The sequence below is a fragment of the Streptomyces sp. NPDC101234 genome, from assembly GCF_044767525.1.
Classification (GTDB): Bacteria; Actinomycetota; Actinomycetes; order Streptomycetales; family Streptomycetaceae; genus Streptomyces; species Streptomyces sasae.
This window is the reverse complement of the sequence record NZ_JBIWOA010000001.1, coordinates 229,450-245,606: the sequence shown is the minus strand read 5'-3', so window position 1 is coordinate 245,606 and position 16,157 is coordinate 229,450. Positions and strand designations below refer to the sequence as shown.

General features: G+C 70.6%; 16 protein-coding genes and 1 pseudogene. 10 read left to right on the top strand and 7 right to left on the bottom strand.

Annotation, left to right across the window (positions count from 1 at the left end; genetic code table 11):
• The first annotated feature begins 123 nt into the window (after window positions 1-123).
• Both ACIRR9_RS01175 and ACIRR9_RS01170 read left to right on the top strand, forming a co-directional pair.
• On the top strand, window positions 124-975 hold the full coding sequence (locus ACIRR9_RS01175) for a helix-turn-helix domain-containing protein (protein WP_403746258.1): 852 nt from the start codon (window positions 124-126) through the stop codon (window positions 973-975).
• 8 nt (window positions 976-983) lie between these two features.
• Window positions 984-1,181 (top strand): DUF397 domain-containing protein, encoded by a 198-nt coding sequence (locus tag ACIRR9_RS01170; protein WP_403746256.1) that lies wholly within the window; start codon window positions 984-986, stop codon window positions 1,179-1,181.
• 62 nt (window positions 1,182-1,243) lie between these two features.
• On the opposite strand, the gene ACIRR9_RS01165 is transcribed toward ACIRR9_RS01170, so the two are convergent.
• Complete coding sequence (locus tag ACIRR9_RS01165) at window positions 1,244-1,687, bottom strand: nuclear transport factor 2 family protein (RefSeq protein WP_403746253.1); 444 nt, start codon at window positions 1,685-1,687, stop codon at window positions 1,244-1,246.
• Between the two features lie 258 nt (window positions 1,688-1,945).
• Between ACIRR9_RS01165 and ACIRR9_RS01160 the strand changes: the two genes are divergently transcribed.
• The 4 genes from ACIRR9_RS01160 (at window position 1,946) to ACIRR9_RS01145 (ending at window position 4,663) form a co-directional block, all read left to right on the top strand.
• Window positions 1,946-2,221 (top strand): winged helix-turn-helix transcriptional regulator, encoded by a 276-nt coding sequence (locus ACIRR9_RS01160; protein WP_403746250.1) that lies wholly within the window; start codon window positions 1,946-1,948, stop codon window positions 2,219-2,221.
• A gap of 93 nt (window positions 2,222-2,314) precedes the next feature.
• A complete protein-coding gene (locus tag ACIRR9_RS01155) occupies window positions 2,315-3,007 on the top strand; it encodes a metal-dependent hydrolase (RefSeq protein WP_403746247.1) in 693 nt (230 codons plus the stop codon).
• Window positions 3,004-3,573, top strand: coding sequence for a helix-turn-helix domain-containing protein (locus tag ACIRR9_RS01150; protein WP_403746244.1), 570 nt, complete (start codon window positions 3,004-3,006; stop codon window positions 3,571-3,573). Before ACIRR9_RS01155 ends, ACIRR9_RS01150 begins: the two co-directional genes overlap by 4 nt.
• A gap of 37 nt (window positions 3,574-3,610) precedes the next feature.
• On the top strand, window positions 3,611-4,663 hold the full coding sequence (locus ACIRR9_RS01145; RefSeq protein WP_403746241.1) for a threonine aldolase family protein: 1,053 nt from the start codon (window positions 3,611-3,613) through the stop codon (window positions 4,661-4,663).
• Window positions 4,664-4,689: 26 nt separating this feature from the next.
• Here ACIRR9_RS01145 and ACIRR9_RS01140 read toward each other — a convergent pair whose 3' ends face one another.
• Together ACIRR9_RS01140 and ACIRR9_RS01135 are read right to left on the bottom strand one after the other, a co-directional pair.
• Entirely contained in the window at window positions 4,690-5,196 is a 507-nt protein-coding gene (locus ACIRR9_RS01140) for a carboxymuconolactone decarboxylase family protein (protein ID WP_403746238.1), read from the bottom strand.
• Window positions 5,196-5,474: a hypothetical protein gene (locus tag ACIRR9_RS01135; RefSeq protein ID WP_403746235.1), complete on the bottom strand. Its 279-nt coding sequence runs from the start codon at window positions 5,472-5,474 to the stop codon at window positions 5,196-5,198. Before ACIRR9_RS01135 ends, ACIRR9_RS01140 begins: the two co-directional genes overlap by 1 nt.
• Between ACIRR9_RS01135 and ACIRR9_RS01130 the strand changes: the two are divergent.
• Window positions 5,398-5,624 (top strand): annotated as a pseudogene (locus tag ACIRR9_RS01130) (aldo/keto reductase); the annotation flags it as partial. The gene ACIRR9_RS01135 and the pseudogene ACIRR9_RS01130 sit on opposite strands and share 77 nt — an antisense overlap.
• Window positions 5,625-5,666: 42 nt before the next feature.
• On the opposite strand, the gene ACIRR9_RS01125 reads toward ACIRR9_RS01130, so the two are convergent.
• From ACIRR9_RS01125 to ACIRR9_RS01110, 4 genes are read right to left on the bottom strand one after another with little or no spacing between them, the layout of a single operon-like run.
• A complete protein-coding gene (locus ACIRR9_RS01125) occupies window positions 5,667-6,806 on the bottom strand; it encodes a hypothetical protein (protein ID WP_403746232.1) in 1,140 nt (379 codons plus the stop codon).
• Window positions 6,807-6,841: 35 nt separating this feature from the next.
• The gene (locus ACIRR9_RS01120) at window positions 6,842-7,777 is read right to left on the bottom strand and encodes an N-acetylneuraminate synthase family protein (RefSeq protein WP_403746230.1); all 936 of its coding nucleotides are present in this window, start codon (window positions 7,775-7,777) and stop codon (window positions 6,842-6,844) included.
• Window positions 7,778-7,792: 15 nt separating this feature from the next.
• The gene (locus ACIRR9_RS01115; protein ID WP_403746228.1) at window positions 7,793-9,043 is read right to left on the bottom strand and encodes a cytidylyltransferase domain-containing protein; all 1,251 of its coding nucleotides are present in this window, start codon (window positions 9,041-9,043) and stop codon (window positions 7,793-7,795) included.
• Between the two features lie 47 nt (window positions 9,044-9,090).
• On the bottom strand, window positions 9,091-10,413 hold the full coding sequence (locus ACIRR9_RS01110; protein WP_365336600.1) for a DUF6716 putative glycosyltransferase: 1,323 nt from the start codon (window positions 10,411-10,413) through the stop codon (window positions 9,091-9,093).
• Between the two features lie 198 nt (window positions 10,414-10,611).
• On the opposite strand from ACIRR9_RS01110, the gene ACIRR9_RS01105 reads away from it, so the two are divergent.
• From ACIRR9_RS01105 to ACIRR9_RS01095, 3 genes are all read left to right on the top strand, one after another.
• On the top strand, window positions 10,612-11,589 hold the full coding sequence (locus ACIRR9_RS01105; RefSeq protein ID WP_123974624.1) for a glycosyltransferase family 2 protein: 978 nt from the start codon (window positions 10,612-10,614) through the stop codon (window positions 11,587-11,589).
• Window positions 11,586-12,920 carry an alpha-2,8-polysialyltransferase family protein gene (locus tag ACIRR9_RS01100; RefSeq protein WP_365336602.1) on the top strand — a complete coding sequence of 445 codons (1,335 nt, stop codon included), beginning with the start codon at window positions 11,586-11,588 and terminating at the stop codon, window positions 12,918-12,920. The genes ACIRR9_RS01105 and ACIRR9_RS01100 overlap by 4 nt, the downstream gene beginning before the upstream one ends.
• A 252-nt stretch (window positions 12,921-13,172) precedes the next feature.
• Window positions 13,173-15,848 (top strand): glycosyltransferase, encoded by a 2,676-nt coding sequence (locus tag ACIRR9_RS01095; RefSeq protein ID WP_403746224.1) that lies wholly within the window; start codon window positions 13,173-13,175, stop codon window positions 15,846-15,848.
• The last annotated feature ends 309 nt before the right edge of the window (window positions 15,849-16,157 follow it).

Sequence of the window (16,157 nt, the reverse complement as noted above, 5' to 3'; positions counted from 1 at the left end):
CTTCCGCAGCGTGTGCGTTGCGTCACCGACGGTAGATCTTAGAATTAAGAAGAGGCAAGGCGATCCCGTAATCTGACCCCGAACGAGGGGCGTGGACAGACACGTTGAACCAAGGAGCGGCCGATGGGGACCAAGCGCGAGCCCACCGCACGTCAGATGCGACTGGCGGTGGAACTGCGCAGGCTCCGCGAGGCAGCGGGCCTCAGCTCCCGCGAGGCGGCCGCACTGCTCGACGTGAACTCGGTCCAGATCAGCCAGATCGAGGCCGGCACTTCAGGAGTGAGCGAGCAGCGTCTGCGCCGCATGGCCGCCAACTACGCATGTGCGGACGGCGAGTTCATCGACGGGCTGGCGGCGATGGCCACCGACCGGACCCAGGGCTGGTGGGAGGAGTACCGGGGTGTCCTCCCGGCGGCCTACCAGGACCTGGCCGAGTTGGACCATCACGCGCGGTTCCGCAACGACGTGACCGTGATCCACGTGCCGGGGCTCTTCCAGACCGAGGCCTACGCCCGCGCCCTCTTCGCCTACATGAACCCGGAGTTCCCGGACAGCGAGGTGGGACTACGGGTGGAGCACCGGATGAGGCGGCGGGTCGTCATCGAGGGCCCCGACCCCATCCCGTACGAGACCGTCATCCACGAGGCGGCGCTTCGCATCAGCGTGGCCGGACGCGCCGCGACCCGGGCTCAACTGACCTGCATTCTGGGCATGTCCGAGGCCGACCACATCACGGTCCGGGTCATCCCCTTCGCCCTGGCCGACTTCGCGGGGGCCGGGAGCACCTTGGTGCACCTCGGTGGCGTGGTGCCACAGCTGGACACCGTCGTACGCGATGCTCCGCACGGCACGGCTTTCGTCGACTCCGACGCACAACTGGAGCACTTTCGAAAACTCTTCCGTAGGGTGAAGGAAGCAGCGCTGCCCCCGCAGCAGTCACGTGACCTCATCCATCAGTTGGCCAAGGAGCTGTGAGGACCGGCATGACCGCCCCCACCCCGTGGAAGAAGTCGTCGCATTCCGGCGGAGGCGAGGGCAACGACTGCGTCGAAGTCGCGGACACGGCCACCCACATATCCATCCGCGACTCCAAGGCCCCGGCCGCCGGAACCCTCACCTTCGCCGTCGCTTCGTTCGCCCCCTTCGTCAACGCTCTCAAAGACCGCGCGTCGCGCCCCTGAGCCGGTTCCGTGCCGTTCGCGTCCGGCCGTGGCCTGCGGCCGGACGCCGTTCCGTTCCGGGGCTACGGTGCCGAGACGAGCGCCGGCTCGGTGGACTCCTGGGTCACGGCCGACACGACCTTGGCGGTGCGGTGGGAGATACGCCAGCCGTCCGGGGTGCGTACCAGGGTGTCGTCGTAGGTGCCGTGCAGTTCCAGGAACTTCTCGGGGTGTGCCCGGTCGGCCTGGAGGACGGCGTTGCCGTACGAGCGCGCGGTGGCCGTGTCGCCGTCGACGGTGACGACGACGTTGTCGACGTGGTGCACGGTCAGGCCCAGGTCCGCGTGCCATTCCGCCATGAAGGACGCGAGATCCTCCCGGTTCGTCCAGGTGCCGGTGGGGAAGTCGGCCGTGACGTCGTCGGTGAAGCAGGTGCGGTACAGCGTCCAGTCCCTGAGGTCGATCGCGGTCGAGTACCGGGTCAGGACGTCGGAGATCGCCGTCCTGTCGTCGTGGTCGATGGGCATGGTTCTTCTTCCTCCTGGTCTTGGTATCGGTTCGTGGCCACGGATCGATCCTCTGGCAGTCGGTATCTGTTGTGAAGTAGGCACCTTTTTGCTACCCAGGTTCCTTATGGATACCAATGAGCGGGCCGCCGTACTCACGGACCCCGAGTGGTTCGCCGCCCAGATGCGCGACTGCCCCACCCGTACGGTCGTCGAGGTGCTCGCCAGCAAGTGGGGGTGCTGTACGTGCTCGGTGCTCTTCAGCGGAGCGGCGGTCCGATGCGCTTCAGCGAGCTGCGCCGCCTGCTGGACGGCATCACACAGAAGATGCTCACCCAGACCCTGCGCGCCCTGGAGCGGGACGGCCTCGTCACGCGCGCCGTGTATCCGACGGTGCCGCCCCGGGTCGAGTACGCGCTCACCGAACTCGGCGCGGACATCGCGAGGTTGACCAACGCCCTCGCCGACTGGTCCTACCTGCACACGGAGCAGATCCTCGCCGCCCGGGAGCGGTTCGACGCCCGTGACGACCTTGCGGAGCCCGTGTCGCCGTAGCTCCGGGACTGCGGACCGGGGTGCGGACGCGCTCGCCGTCGACCGATGCGTTCGTTATAGTGAACGCATCGTTCATCGATTATGGAGTATGTGATGCAGGTCAGGAGCTATCTCGACGACACCTACGCGGAGCAAGTGGATACCCGGGTGATCGCCGTGGGTGAGCGCGAGGGGCGGGCCTGGGCCGCCGTGGAGCACTGTCTGTTCCATCCGCAGGGCGGTGGCCAGCCCGCCGACCACGGGTGGCTGGACGATGTCGAGGTGGTCCCCGTGCGGGACGCGTCGTCGGGGCTCGTCGTGGTCGAACCCGTCGGCGACGAGCGCGGGTGGCCCGGGTTCGCCGACGGGCAGCCGGTGCGGGCACGGATCGACCTGGAGACACGGCTCGCGCACGCGGCCCTGCACACGGCCGGTCATCTGGTCGAGGCCGCGGGCCGTGCCCAGGGCTGGGAGCTGGCCGCGAACAACCACTTCCCCGGCCAGGCGCGCATCGAGTTCACCGCCCCGCGGCCGGATCCCCGGCTCACCGAGCCCGAGGGCCGGGAGGAGGTGCTCACCGAACTGCGCAAGGCGGTCGCGGCGGCCGTCGCCGAGGACCTGCCGGTGACCGCGGCGGTGGACGGCCAGGGGCTGCGCGTGGTGTCCCTGGGCGCCCTGCACTCCGCACCCTGCGGCGGCACCCATGTGCACGGCCTCGGCGACCTCCGTGACGTGGAGCTGTCCCTGAAGGTGAAGCGGGGCCACATCCGGGTGTCGTACTCCGCCGCGCACGGGCCGCGCCGATGACGCCGCCGCCCGGACAGTCGACGAGCAGCACCGCCGCCGCGGTGGGAGCGCAGATCCGCCGGCGCCGTGAACAGCGCGGGATGAGCGGGTCGGAGCTGGCCCGGCGCGCCGGTCTCAGCAAGGCGACGCTGTCGCAGCTGGAGGCCGGCCGGGGCAACCCGACGATCGAGACACTCGACGCGCTCGCGATCGCGCTCCGGATCCCGCTGACCGACCTGCTGACCCGTGACACCGACCCCGGCCCGGTGTTCCTGGCCGGTACCGACCTGCCCGAGGACGAGGTCGGCCGGGAGCTGCTCCGCCGGATCAGCAGCGGCCACAGCCTGGAGATCTGGCGGCTGCGGATGCCCGCCCACACCGAACTGGCGGGTGTGCCGCACGCGACCGGCACCGTGGAGCACCTGCTCGTCGCCGCGGGGCGGCTGACCGCCGGACCCGCCGACGCCCCGCGCCTGCTGGGGGCGGGCGACCTGCTCGCCTTCGCCGGAGACGCGCCCCACGTCTACCGCACCGAGACCGAACCGGCGGACGTCACCGTCGTCATCGCCTCGCCCATCGTCAGCTGACCGACAGCCGACCGACGACAGAAGCCGGAATCGCACCGTGAGCACGACCACCCCCTACGCCCATGCCTTCGCCAGCGACAACGTCGCCGGTGCGGCCCCCGAGATCATCGACGCCGTGGCCCGCGCCGCCGCCGGACCGGCCGCGCCCTACGGCGCGGACGACGTCACCGCCGACGTCCGGCGCCGTCTGTGCGAGATATTCGAGCGCGACGTCGACGTACTGATCGTCTCGACCGGCTCCGCGGCCAACGCGCTGAGCCTGGCCGCCCTGACCCCGCCCTGGGGCAGTGTGCTGTGCCACCGCGACAGCCACATCAACAACGACGAGTGCGGTGCGCCCGAGTTCTACACCGCGGGTGCCAAACTCGTCCCGCTGCCCGGCGCCGACGCGAAGATCGACCCCGGTGCGCTGCGGGCGGCCGCCCGGCACAAGCGGGGGGACGTGCACAGTGTGGAGCCGTCCGTGGTGAGCGTCACCCAGGCCACCGAGACCGGCGCCGTGTACACGCTCGGCGAACTCCGCGCCCTCGGGGCCGTCGCCGAGGAGGCGGGGCTGCGCCTTCACATGGACGGCGCGCGTTTCGCGGGCGCGGTCGCCGCGCTCGGCTGCAGCCCCGCCGAGACGACCTGGCGGGCGGGTGTCGACCTGCTGTCCTTCGGGGCCACCAAGAACGGCACCATGACCGCCGACGCGATCGTCGTCTTCGACCGCTCCCTCACCCCCGAACTGGCCTTCCGCGCCAAGCGCGCCGGCCAGCTCGCGTCCAAGATGCGCTTCCACGCCGCCCAGCTGGACGCCTATCTGACGGACGGCCTGTGGCTGCGGAACGCGGACCGTGCCAATGCCATGGCCGCCCGCCTCCAGGAGGGGCTCAAGACCGTGCCGGGCGTCCACCTCCCGGGCACGGCCGAGGCCAACATCGTCTTCTGCCACCTGCCCCAGCAGGTCGTCGACGCGCTCCTTGCCGAGGGCTACGCCTTCTACCACGACCGCTGGGAGCCGGGCGTCGTCCGCCTCGTCACCTCCTTCGCGACCACGGCGCAGGACGTCGACGGTCTGGTCGACGCCGTCCGCCGGGCCGTGGTCTGAAGGTCACGGCGCCGCGGGCGGCGGTCTCACTTCCAGGGCGCGTTGAACGACCGCCCCGGTACCGGCTTGGCGATCAGCGCGATCGGGACGAAGAAGTTGACCTGGCCGATCACGAACATCAGGGTGGCGAGCGCCTTGGGCTCGTAGTGCTCGGCCGCCTGGGCGTACAGCTCGTCGGAGACCCGCTCGCCCCCCGCCGACGGCCGGAGGACGGCCTCCACCAGGGCCAGCGCCGCCCGCTCGGGCCCCGTGAAGTACGGCGAGTCCTGCCACGACGCCACCGACGTGATCCGCTCCTCCGACTCCCCCGCCTTGCGCAGGAAGCCCGTGTGCAGAACGGTCAGATACGTGCTGCCGACGATCTGACCGGCCCGCAGCTGGACCAGGCTGATCGTGGGACGCGGTACGGAACCGTTGCCGGCGGCCCGGAACAGCGCCGCGGACACCTCCGCCAGCTCGGGGACGAGCTGTGCCGGGTCCTCGGACATCCGCGGGCCCGTCGGGACCTCGGCCGTGATCGCACGTGTTTCCATCACCGTCTCCTCAGCGCTTGTGTGTTGCTGTCATCGCACTGACGGATCGGGACGCGGGAATGTGACCGGCGGGGCTGCGACCCCGTCGGCGCGGGGGTCGCACGGGTGAGGCGGGCGCGCAGCCGGGCCGCGTCCTGGACCGGGGGGAGGCCGCAGGTGGTGCGGTACTCGCGGCTGAACTGGGTGGCGCTGACGTAGCCGACCGCCCTGGCGGAGGGCAAGGGCGCCACGGTCACCCAGCCGGCGCCGGCCTGGCTGCTCGCGCAGGGCGACGACATCGTGCCCATCCCGGGTACCCGCAGCCCGCACCGCCTGGCGGAGAACATGGCCGCCGCGCAGTCACCCTCACCCCGGATGACCTGGCCCGCGTCCAGGAGATCCTGCCGCACGGGGCGGCCGGCTCCCGCTACCCCGAGGCGGTCAGCCCACCTGGGAGTGAGCGGGCCCCGGCTGCCCCGGAAAGCCGCCGGTCACGCCGGGCTCGTCACCGCCGCCAGCCGGTGTACGTCCTTCGCCGTTCCCGTGACACCGGAGAGGAACCCCTGCGCCCGAGGTGACGCGTTCTCCGTCAGCCACGCCGGGTCGATGTCGCAGACGGCCACCCGGACGCCCGTGCCGACCAGGGCGAGGGGCAGGGTGTGCACGACGGTCGAGGGGAAGCTCAGGATCGTACGGCCGATGGGCCCGCGGCGGGCGATCAGCTCCAAGGGCAGATCCGGGCGGACTATCTCCAGGCCCGTCTCGGCCGCCAGCCGGTGGAGCTTGTCCGTGCTCTCGCGGCGGTGCGCGAAGTACCGGGTCGCGCCGTGGGCCTTGGCCAGGGTCTGGACGGCCTCCAGGTAGCGGTCGCCGTCCACGACTCCGGTCTCCACCAGCGAGGTGCCGACCATGTCCGCGCCCTTGGTGATGCGCGGCGGCCCGAAGCGGGCCCGGGTCCAGGAGAAGTCGTTCGCGGTGACCGTCACGCCCTGCGGCGTCTCCGTCATCGGCATGGAGGAGAAGACCTCCACCCGGCTGCGGGAGCTGGGGGTGAGGCGGCGGCGGGCGGAGGACGAGACCGGGGCGAAGAGCAGGTCCCGGGCGCCGGGCCGGCCGCCCTTGCGGTGCCAGCGGACCAGGCGTTCACCGCGGGCGAGCTGGGCGACGAACTCCATCGTCGCCGTGCCGTCGTCGACGACGACCAGGTCCCGGGCACGGGTGATCGTCAGGAGCAGCTGTACGTAGCGGGAGAACGGATCCCCCATCACGATCCGGTCGGCCCGGCGGAGCGGGCCCGCCAGGCCGCCGATCGTCTGGAAGGGCGCGGTGGTGCCGCCCCGCGCCTCCTCCCAGCGGACCCGGTAGCCCTCGTCACGGGCCAGGTCCGCCATCCGGCGGAGCTGGCCCCGGGTCATGGGGTCGGTCGGGGACAGGACGACGATCGTGAGTTCCGCGCCGGGCGCAGCTATGCCGGACACCGAGCGCCGTACCTGTCCGGGTACGGTCGGCCGCGGCTCCGCCGAACCGCGCAGGGCGTGGACATGCGCCCACTCCAGCACGTTCAGCAACTGCACCGGACTCTCGACGAACGCGAGTGTGTGGGGGCCGGTGTTCCCGGCGCGGGGGCTCATCGACGTACGACCGTCCCGTCGTCTTAACAAAGGGGTCAGACCTGGACCGGCTCGCCGGCGGCCGCGGCGATCTCCGCCTCGGCGACGACACCGGTGACGCGGCGGAGCTTCTTCATCGGGCCGAGCTCCGAGTCGTAGACCTTCTTGACGCCGTCGCCGAGGGAGGCCGAGATGGTGCGGATGTCGCGGACCAGGCGGGTGAGGCCCTGCGGCTCGACGGAGGCGGCCTGGTCGGAGCCCCACATGGCGCGGTCGAGGGTGATGTGACGCTCGACGAAGGTCGCCCCGAGCGCGACCGCGGCGAGGGTGGTCTGCAGGCCCGTCTCGTGGCCGGAGTAGCCGATCGGGACGTTCGGGTACTCCTTCTCCAGCGTGTTGATCACGCGGAGGTTGAGCTCCTCGGCCTTCGCCGGGTAGGTGGAGGTGGCGTGGCACATGAGGATGTTGTCGCTGCCCAGGACCTCGACCGCGTGGCGGATCTGCTTCGGGGTGGACATGCCGGTGGAGAGGATGACCGAGCGGTTGGTGGCGCGCAGGGCCTTGAGGAGCTCGTCGTCCGTGAGGGACGCGGAGGCGACCTTGTGGGCCGGAACGTCGAACTTCTCCAGGAAGGCAACGGCCTCGGTGTCCCACGGGGACGCGAACCAGGCGATGCCCTTCTCCTTGCAGTACTCGTCGATCTGACGGTACTCGTCCTCACCGAACTCCACGCGGTGGCGGTAGTCGATGTAGGTCATGCGGCCCCAGGGGGTGTCGCGCTCGATGTCCCACTGGTCGCGCGGGGTGCAGATCTCCGGGGTGCGCTTCTGGAACTTGACGGCGTCACAGCCGGCCTCGGCGGCGACGTCGATCAGCTTGAAGGCGTTCTCCAGCTCACCGTTGTGGTTGATGCCGATCTCGCCGCAGATGTAGACGGGCTGACCGGGGCCGACCTCACGGGAACCGAACGTGCGCAGACGGGAGTTGCTCATGACTGTGGGGTGTCCTTACTTCGGGAGGGAATCGAGAGAGGGGCCGAGGATCCAGCTGGCGATCTCTCGGATCGCGCCGTCACCGCCGGGGAGGGTGGTGACCGCGCGTGCGGCGCCGCGTACGACGTCGTGGGCGCTCGCGACCGCCACGGGCCAGCCGGCTACGGCGAAGCACGGGAGGTCATTGACGTCGTTTCCGACGTAGAGCACGCGCTCGGGAGCGATGCCCTGCTCCTCGCACCACTGCTTGAGTGCGAGGTCCTTTCGGTCGATGCCGTGCAGGACCGGGATCTGGAGTTTCCGGGCCCGGGCGGCGACGACCGGGTTCTGCTCCGTGGAGAGGACCAGCATCTTGAGCCCGCTCTTTCGCAGGGCGGCGATGCCGAGTCCGTCGCCGCGGTGCACGGAGACGAACTCCTTTCCATCGGCGTCGATCAGCACCCGGTCGTCGGTCTGGGTGCCGTCGAAGTCCAGTACGACCGCGTCGACGTCGTCGGCGGTCGGCAGCGAACCGGGCCGGTCCGCGTCGAAGAGGGGGGCCAGCGCGCGGGCGCGGGCGAGCTCGTGCGGGTCGTCGATCTCCAGCACGCGCGCGGGGTCGGTGCGCACCAGCTCGGTGTGGCCGAAGAAGCGGTGCTGGTGCTCGCGGAAGCCGTCGGCGCGCATCGCGTAGGCGGCGCCGGTCTCCAGGAAGTCCTGCGGGCGGTCCTGGCGGCGCGGGCGGAACGACTTGTCGTGGTTGACGCCGAAGCCGCCGCTCGCGGAGGCCTCGTCGGCGCCCGCCGGCACCGGGGCGTGCACCTCGTCGCGCCAGACGAAGCCGTGGAACGGGGCGACGGTCAGGGCCGTGTCGGCGCCGTTCTCGACGACCGCGCCGGCCACCCCGTCGATGTCCTCGCGGACGATGAACGGGCTGGTGCACTGCACGAGCAGCACGACGTCGACCGGGGCGCCGTGCAGCGCCTCGTGGGCGTCCATGGCGTGCAGGACGGCGGCTTCGGAGGTGGCGGTGTCACCGGCGATGGCGGCGGGACGCAGCACCACCTCGGCGCCGGCCGAGCGGGCGGCGGCGGCGATCGCCTGGTCGTCGGTGGAGACGACCACGTCCGTCACCAGGCGGGCGGCGACGCACTCGCGGACCGCGCGGGCGACCAGCGGGACGCCGCCGACCGGGGCGAGGTTCTTCGCGGGCACGCCCTTCGAGCCGCCCCGGGCGGGGATCACGGCGAGGACGCGGGGGACGACGGCGGTTTCGGGGTGGGACATCGGCTCTGTTCCTTCGGCAACTGACGCTTGACGCGGGATCCGGTCGCTCACAGCTCTCCCATTCGGCGGATCACGGGGGCCACTCGCTGGACGCCGTGGCGGTAGGCGCCGCGTGCGGCCCGGCGCACGATCTGGCGGACGGGGCCCGGGGCCTTGTCGGCGGCCGGTGCGCCGGGCAGCGGGACACCGTCGGGGCCGAGGTGGTGGCGGGCCAGGATGCCGGGCAGGTAGCCGGGCGCGGTCTCGGGTGTGTAGTACGGGTTCAGCGGCGGCAGCCCGCCCGGCCGGTCGAGCAGCTTCGCGATGCGCTCGCGGCCCGCGTCGAAGGCGGTGGCGTACGTGCCGTCGGCGGCGACGCCCTGCCGGGCGACCCAGTCGGCGTCGGGCGCCGGGCGGTGGCCGGCGTCGAGCTGGTCCCAGGAGGCGAGACACCCGGAGCCGACGAAGTGGTGGTTGCCGAGCGCCTCGCGGATGCCGAGGTCGGTGAGGACCACGGTCGGGATCCGGCGGTGCAGGGCCTCCAGGGCGGCCGTGGAGCTCATGGTGACGAGCAGGTCGGTGTGGTCGAGCACATCGCCCATGTGCCCGTACACCAGCCGGAAGTTGGCGGGCACGTCCTTGCCCTGGACCAGCTTCTGGTACGGCTGTTCCTCGATGTGGGTGGTGTGCTCGCCGGGCTTGGAGCGCAGCTTGAGCAGTACCTCCCGCTCGGGGTGCTTGCGGGCGTGCTGGATCAGCCGGTCGAGCAGGTAGGTACGGTCCTTGCGGCTGTCGGGGACCGAGGGTTGGGCGGCGAACACCACCGTGTACGGCTTGTGTTCACCTTCGTACGGCGCCCCGCCGAGGAAGGGCAGCGCGACCTCGGTGACGGCGGTCGCGTCGGCGCCGACCCCCTCGTACACGGCCCGGAAACGGTCCGCGTCCTGCCGGGAGTTGGCGAGGACCAGGTCCGCGCCGTGCCGCAGCAGCAGGCCGTCGGCGAGCTTCTCGTAGACGACACCGACATAGCCGGTGACGACGACGGGCCGCTTCTCCCGGCCGGCCCAGGCGCTGCGCAGTCCGTGCAGCATGGCCTGCACCCCGCCGCCGACGAGGGAGAGGACGAGGATGTCGTACGACTGCTGCTCCATCTCTCTCAGGAACTCGACGGCCGTCACCTCACGGAGCGAGTCCGCGTGGACGCCGACTTCCTGGAGCTGGCGGGCGGTGGGGGTGGCACGGCCCCGCAGGAGGTAACCGTCCAGTCTGATGTCCGGATCATCGCTTTCAGAGGGGATCAGGCGCTTCGCGGTGAGCGCCCCCCACTTCCACCGAGTGTCGGAATCCGCCAGGACGGCCACCCGCAGGGACTTCGTTGCACTTGCTGGCACACCGAAGACGCTAGGAAGCCATTCCGAGGATCTCCCGAACCCGAATCCAACAAATGGTTAACAACACATCGCCGAATGGCGAATCAGCCCGGGATCGCCCCTCAAAAAGGCCCGGTTCACGACCTCGCCACATGTCGTTCACCTGGTATCAAGGCGGCGGTCAAGACGCACGACGGGGGCTCCTCTAACGTCCCCCACGTGGTCAAGCTCTCCGTCATCGTGCCGTTCTACAACGTGCAGCAATACGCGCCCGACACCCTGAGGAGTCTGCGCGCGAACGCGCGTGACGACTTCGAATTCATTCTCGTCGACGACTGTTCGACCGACGGGACCCCAGAGATTCTCGCCCGAGCCGAGCGCGAGTTGCCAGGGGCGGTTCATGTCAGACACGAGAAGAACGGAGGGCTGGCCACCGCGCGCAACACCGGCATCGACAAAGCGCGCGGCGAGTACGTGACCTTCCTGGACGGGGACGACTGGCTCGCGCCGGGCTACTACCCGGATCTGGTGTCCGCCATCGAGTCCCTGGGCTGCGACTTCGTCCGCACCGATCATGTGCAGTGCACCGCGCGGGCCCGGCTCGTGCAGCGGGCGCCGATCGGTCGCCGCAACGTCGTGATGGACCCGCGCAAGGCGATCCTGCCCGCGGACCGGTCCACCTCCGTCGACTACGCGTACGCGTGGGCGGGGGTCTATCACCGCCGTCTGGTGGACAAGGGACTGGTGCATTTCACCGACGGACTGCGGACGGCCGAGGACCGGCCGTGGATCTGGAAGCTGCACCGGGAGGCGGAGTCCTTCGCCGCGGTGAACCTGCTCGGTGTCTTCTACCGGCGTGGCGTGGCCACGTCACTCACGCAGATCGGCGATGTCCGTCAGCTCGATTTCATTCGCGCGTTCGACCAGGTGGTCGAGGAAACCGCACAGGACGCCGACGCGAAGGATCTCCTGCCCAAGGCCGTCCGTACGTATTGCGCGATCATTTCCCATCACCTGGGATCCATCGAAAGGTTCGAGCCCGCGGTGGCGAAGAAGCTGAAATCAATGAGTGCCGCCGCGCTACGGCGCATGCCGCAGGACGTGCTGGACGACGCCCTGGACTCCATGGACCTCCAGCGCGCCACCAAGCTGCGCCGGCTGCGCCGCCGTCCCGCCCCCGCGGGAGCCGCCGCGTGACCACCCAGATCTTCCAGGCGTCCACCCTCTACGGCACCGCGACCCTCGCCGCCGCCCTGGACTCCGGCGCGTTCCGCCCGGCCGACCGGCGCATCCTGCTGGTCTGCAACAACGCGGCGACCCCCGAGACCACCCCGGGCCTGGACGAGGCGCCCGGCTTCGAGCGGCTGCGCGACCGGTTCGACGACGTGATCTCGTACAACGAGACGATCTTCCCGTTCCACCCGGGCGGCTGGGCCCCCCGGGTGGAGGACATGCCCCTGTGGGAACGCTTCCTGCGCCACGAGTGGCAGCTGGGCGACGAGGACGTCGAGCTCGCCGTGGAGTCGATCCAGGTCAACCCCTCGCTCAGCCTCACCCAGATCTTCAACGGCGCCCCGGTCACGGTCTACGCCGACGGCCTGATGAGCTACGGCCCGACCCGCAACAAGATCGACCCGCTGGTCGGCACCCGGGTGGACCGCGTTCTCCACCTCGACCTGGTGCCGGGCCTCAAGCCCCTGCTGCTCACCGAGTTCGGTGTCGAGGGCGAGGTCGTCCCGACCGCCGCGTTCACCAAGGTGCTGGCCGAACTCGCGCCCAGCGGTGACGAGCTGCCCGAGATCGAGGAACCGGCCCTGCTGCTCGGCCAGTACCTCTCCGCGCTCGACATCCTCACCGCGGAGCAGGAGGAGAACCTGCACGTCCGGATGTTGAAGGGCGCCGTCGAGCTCGGCCACACCAAGGTCGTGTTCAAGCCGCACCCCTCCGCACCGGCCCGGTTCGCCCGCACCCTGGAGCAGGAGGCCGAGAAGCTCCAGGTCGAGCTCACCGTCCTGGACACCACGGTCCTCGCCGAGGTGCTCTACCAGCGGATGCGCCCCGCCCTGGTGGTCGGCTGCTTCTCCACCGCGCTGCTCACCGCGTCCGCGCTCTACGGCCTGCCGACCGCCCGCATCGGCACCGACACGCTCCTCGACAGGCTCACCCCGTACGAGAACAGCAACCGCGTCCCGGTCACCGTCGTCGACGCGCTGGTGCCCGCGCTGACCGACCGCAAGGCGGTCCAGGAGCAGCGCCCCGGCATGAGCGTCGAGGCGCTCGGCGAACTGATCCGCGCGGTGGGCTTCGCGATGCAGCCGAAGATCTACCCGTATCTGCGCACGGAGACCGAGCGCTACCTCGCCGGCCATCTGAAGGGCCGCTCCATGCGCTACTTCAAGCGCAAGCGCCTGACCTCGCTCGGGCTGCCCGGTGGCATCCCGGGCCGGCTCGCCTTCATCCCCCGCAACTCCACGGCCCGGCGGATGGTCCGCCGGGCCCGCGCGCTGCAGAAGGCCGTCAAGCGCTGAACCGAGGCCCCCGGCCGATAGAGCCCCTTGTGTTCCAGGTGTGAAAAACCTATGGAACCCAAGGGGCTTCTTGCATCCCGATTTCCTTTTTTGTCCACCTGTGCCAACTCCGTGTCGCACAGAGTTCACCTACGCTTCCCCATCGATTCGGATGCGCGCAGGACAAGGTCGTATTTCATTCACTCACAAGAAGGAACGGGTGTGATCACGGTAAGAAACTGTGATTGAACCCAGTGAGGATTGATTGCGTCCATGCGTATCGCTGTGTTTGTCGAGAACCGCAACGGTGTCGGCCTCGCCTCGGAGATCATGCGGGCACCCGGAGCCGAAGCCCACTCCTTCCACCTGGTCACGGCGGACCGGGACGGCGATGTCGCCGGATGGATCGAGCAGGAGGCGGCGGCCCGTTTCGACAGCCTGAAGGTGCACAACCTGTTCCAGGTCGACGAGGCGCTCAGCGGTGCGGAGTTCCTGGAGGAGGTCGGCCACCGCATCCACGCCTTCACCGACCAGGAGCGCATCGACCGGCTGGTGTTCTTCAACGACCAGTCGCAGCGCGGCCGCCGGGTCGCCGGCGAGCTGGGCGGCACGCTCCCGCTGGTCCTCGTCCAGGACGGGCATCTGGACTTCCACTTCAAGAAGACCGACCCGGGCCTGCGCGACCAGAACTGGTACTACGGCTCCTCCTCCCCCGCCGCCGTCTGCGTGTGGGGACCGGCGACGGCCCACCACCTGATGTTCCGCTCGGCGGACAGCGACGCACCCGTCCACATCACCGGCGCACTCGGCCACAGCGACGACCCGCAGCTGCTGCGGGCGGCCCGCTCCACCACCCACCGGCACGCCAAGCGCCCCGGTGAGCCGCTGCGCATCGTCGTCCTCGACCAGCCGCTCAGCGACCAGCGCAAGCTCTCCAAGAACGACCACCGCGAGGCGCTCACCGAACTGTGCGCGGCGCTCACCGCCTTCGGCGAGGTGGAGATCAAGCCGCACCCCTCCACGCTCCGCGGCCACCTCGAATGGCTGCAGACGCTGCCCGACGTGACCGTGCTCGACGAGAGCGCGCTCCTTGAGGCCGAGACCCTCGACGGCTACGACCTCGCGATCACCTTCTTCTCCACCACCTACCTGCAGACGCTGCGGGCGGGCACACCGCTGATCCTGTTCAGTCCGCCGGCGCTGAACATCGTCTTCCCGACGGTCAACCACCCGCTGCTGCGCAACGTCGGCACGGTCGGCGAACTCGTCGACGTCGCCGCCGAACTGCAGCGCACGGGCAAGTTCACGCCCAACGCCCACGGCGAGCCCGTCGAGCACTTCCTCACCTTCCACGACGACGTCCCCTCCCGCGTGCTGCGCCGGATCGAGGAGGCCGAGGTCCCCGTCGAGCGGGCCGCGCCCCGCTGGTCGGCCCCGGAGGGCGGACCGCGGGCCCACGTCCCGCGGGCCGAGCGCGCCCTGCGCGCCGTCGAGGGACGGCTGAACCGGCCGCGTTCACTGGCCGTCCTCGGCCTGGGCTTCTCCTACGTCACCGGCGTGGCGATCCCCGTGCTCACCTACACCCAGGCGCTGCTCGCCCAGAGCCCGGTCGACATCCGCTACTTCGACCTCGGTGTCTACTCGCGCACCGAGGACGTCCTGGCCGACCTGGAGGACGCCGAGGTCGTCCTGATCAACAGCCTCGCCCCGTTCTGGCGCTCGCCGCTCGCCAACGAGCTGACGCAGGCGCTGCACGCCCTGGGCCGCTCCGTGGTGCTGTACGCCCACGAGACCGAGTACGTCATGAACTTCGAGGGCGAGCAGCACGCGCTGCGGCACGCCGAGATGCTCCAGGTGCTGCCCAAGATGACGGTGCTGTGCGTCTCCACCGCCCAGGCCGACATGTTCCGGCAGCTCGGTGTGAGCGACCCGGTCGTCGTCTACAACACCGTGCCGCTGGACACCCACCGCGCCCGGGCCCGGCAGACGCCCGGTGAGCGGCCGCGGATCGTGATGGTCGGCTCGATGCAGGACCGCAAGGGCCTCGACCTCTTCTCGCGGGTCGCGGAACTCGCGTACGCGCAGGGCCTGCCGTGGCGGTTCGCGTGGATCGGCCACAAGACCTGGCGGATCGGCGCCTCGACACTGCTGTCGGACCGCGTCGAGTGGATGGGAGCGCTCTCCCGCGACCGGGTGCGCGAGGAACTCGCCGCCTCCGACGTGTTCTTCCTGTCCAGCGTCGACGACCCGATGCCGCTGTCGGTGGTCGAGGCGGTCCAGCAGCGGCTGCGGACGGTCACCTACCACCGGGTGGGCTCCCGTGAGGTGCTGGAGGGGGTGTCCGGCTACCGCTCCTTCGCCGAGTACACGCCCGAGGCGGCGCTGGACGCGCTGCGGCACGTCCTCGACGAGGAGGTGTCGGAGGAGGAGTACCGGGACGTCGAGGAACTGTTCGACATCTCCGCCTTCACCGCCCGGATGACGACGGCCCTGAACCTGGCGGGCCCCGACGACATGGCGCGGACCCTGCCCGCCGAGGCCCCGGGACAGGAGCCGGACGACGAGACGTCGTACGCCGAAGGGCCGTTCTCCGCGGTGCTCTCCCGGCACGCCAAGTACCTCGCCGAGGACTTCACCCGGCATTTCGCCGCGGGACGGCAGGACGAGGCGCTGCGGGTGGGCACGGAGATCCTGCGCCGCCGGCAGCCGGTGGACGTGCTCATCGGCATGGCCGAGATCCGTGCCTCGCGCGGTGACACCGACGAGGCGTTCCGGCTGCTGTCCGCCGCCGCGATCGCGGGCGGCGAGCGGGGCCGGGTGTGGTCGGAGATCTCCCGGGTGGCCGGGAACATCGGCGCACGGGGCAAGGCGATACGGCAGATCGCCCGCAAGGAGGCGATCCGCATCGACCTCGCCAACCGCTCCGCCCGGCTGCTGAAGTCCGAATGAGCGCGGTGTGAGGCCACCGGTACGGCCGTGACGGTCCGACCACACCCGTCACGGCCGTACCGGTCACCCGGGCAGCCCGTCGGGCCGGCCCCAAGGGCCGCCTTCGCACCGGGGACTTGGGAACAGTCCGGATCGCCGACGGCTCGTCGCCGCGCCGCCGGCGGGCTGTCACCGTCGCGTCCTCCGGGTGAACAGTGCGCCGCCGTCACAAGAACCGTCGGAGCCGCCGACCACACGGCTGCGGTGATTCGCCCAGGTGACGGTGGTGCGCCTCCTTCGTACCGGCGATGTCCAGGCTGATCGGATGAT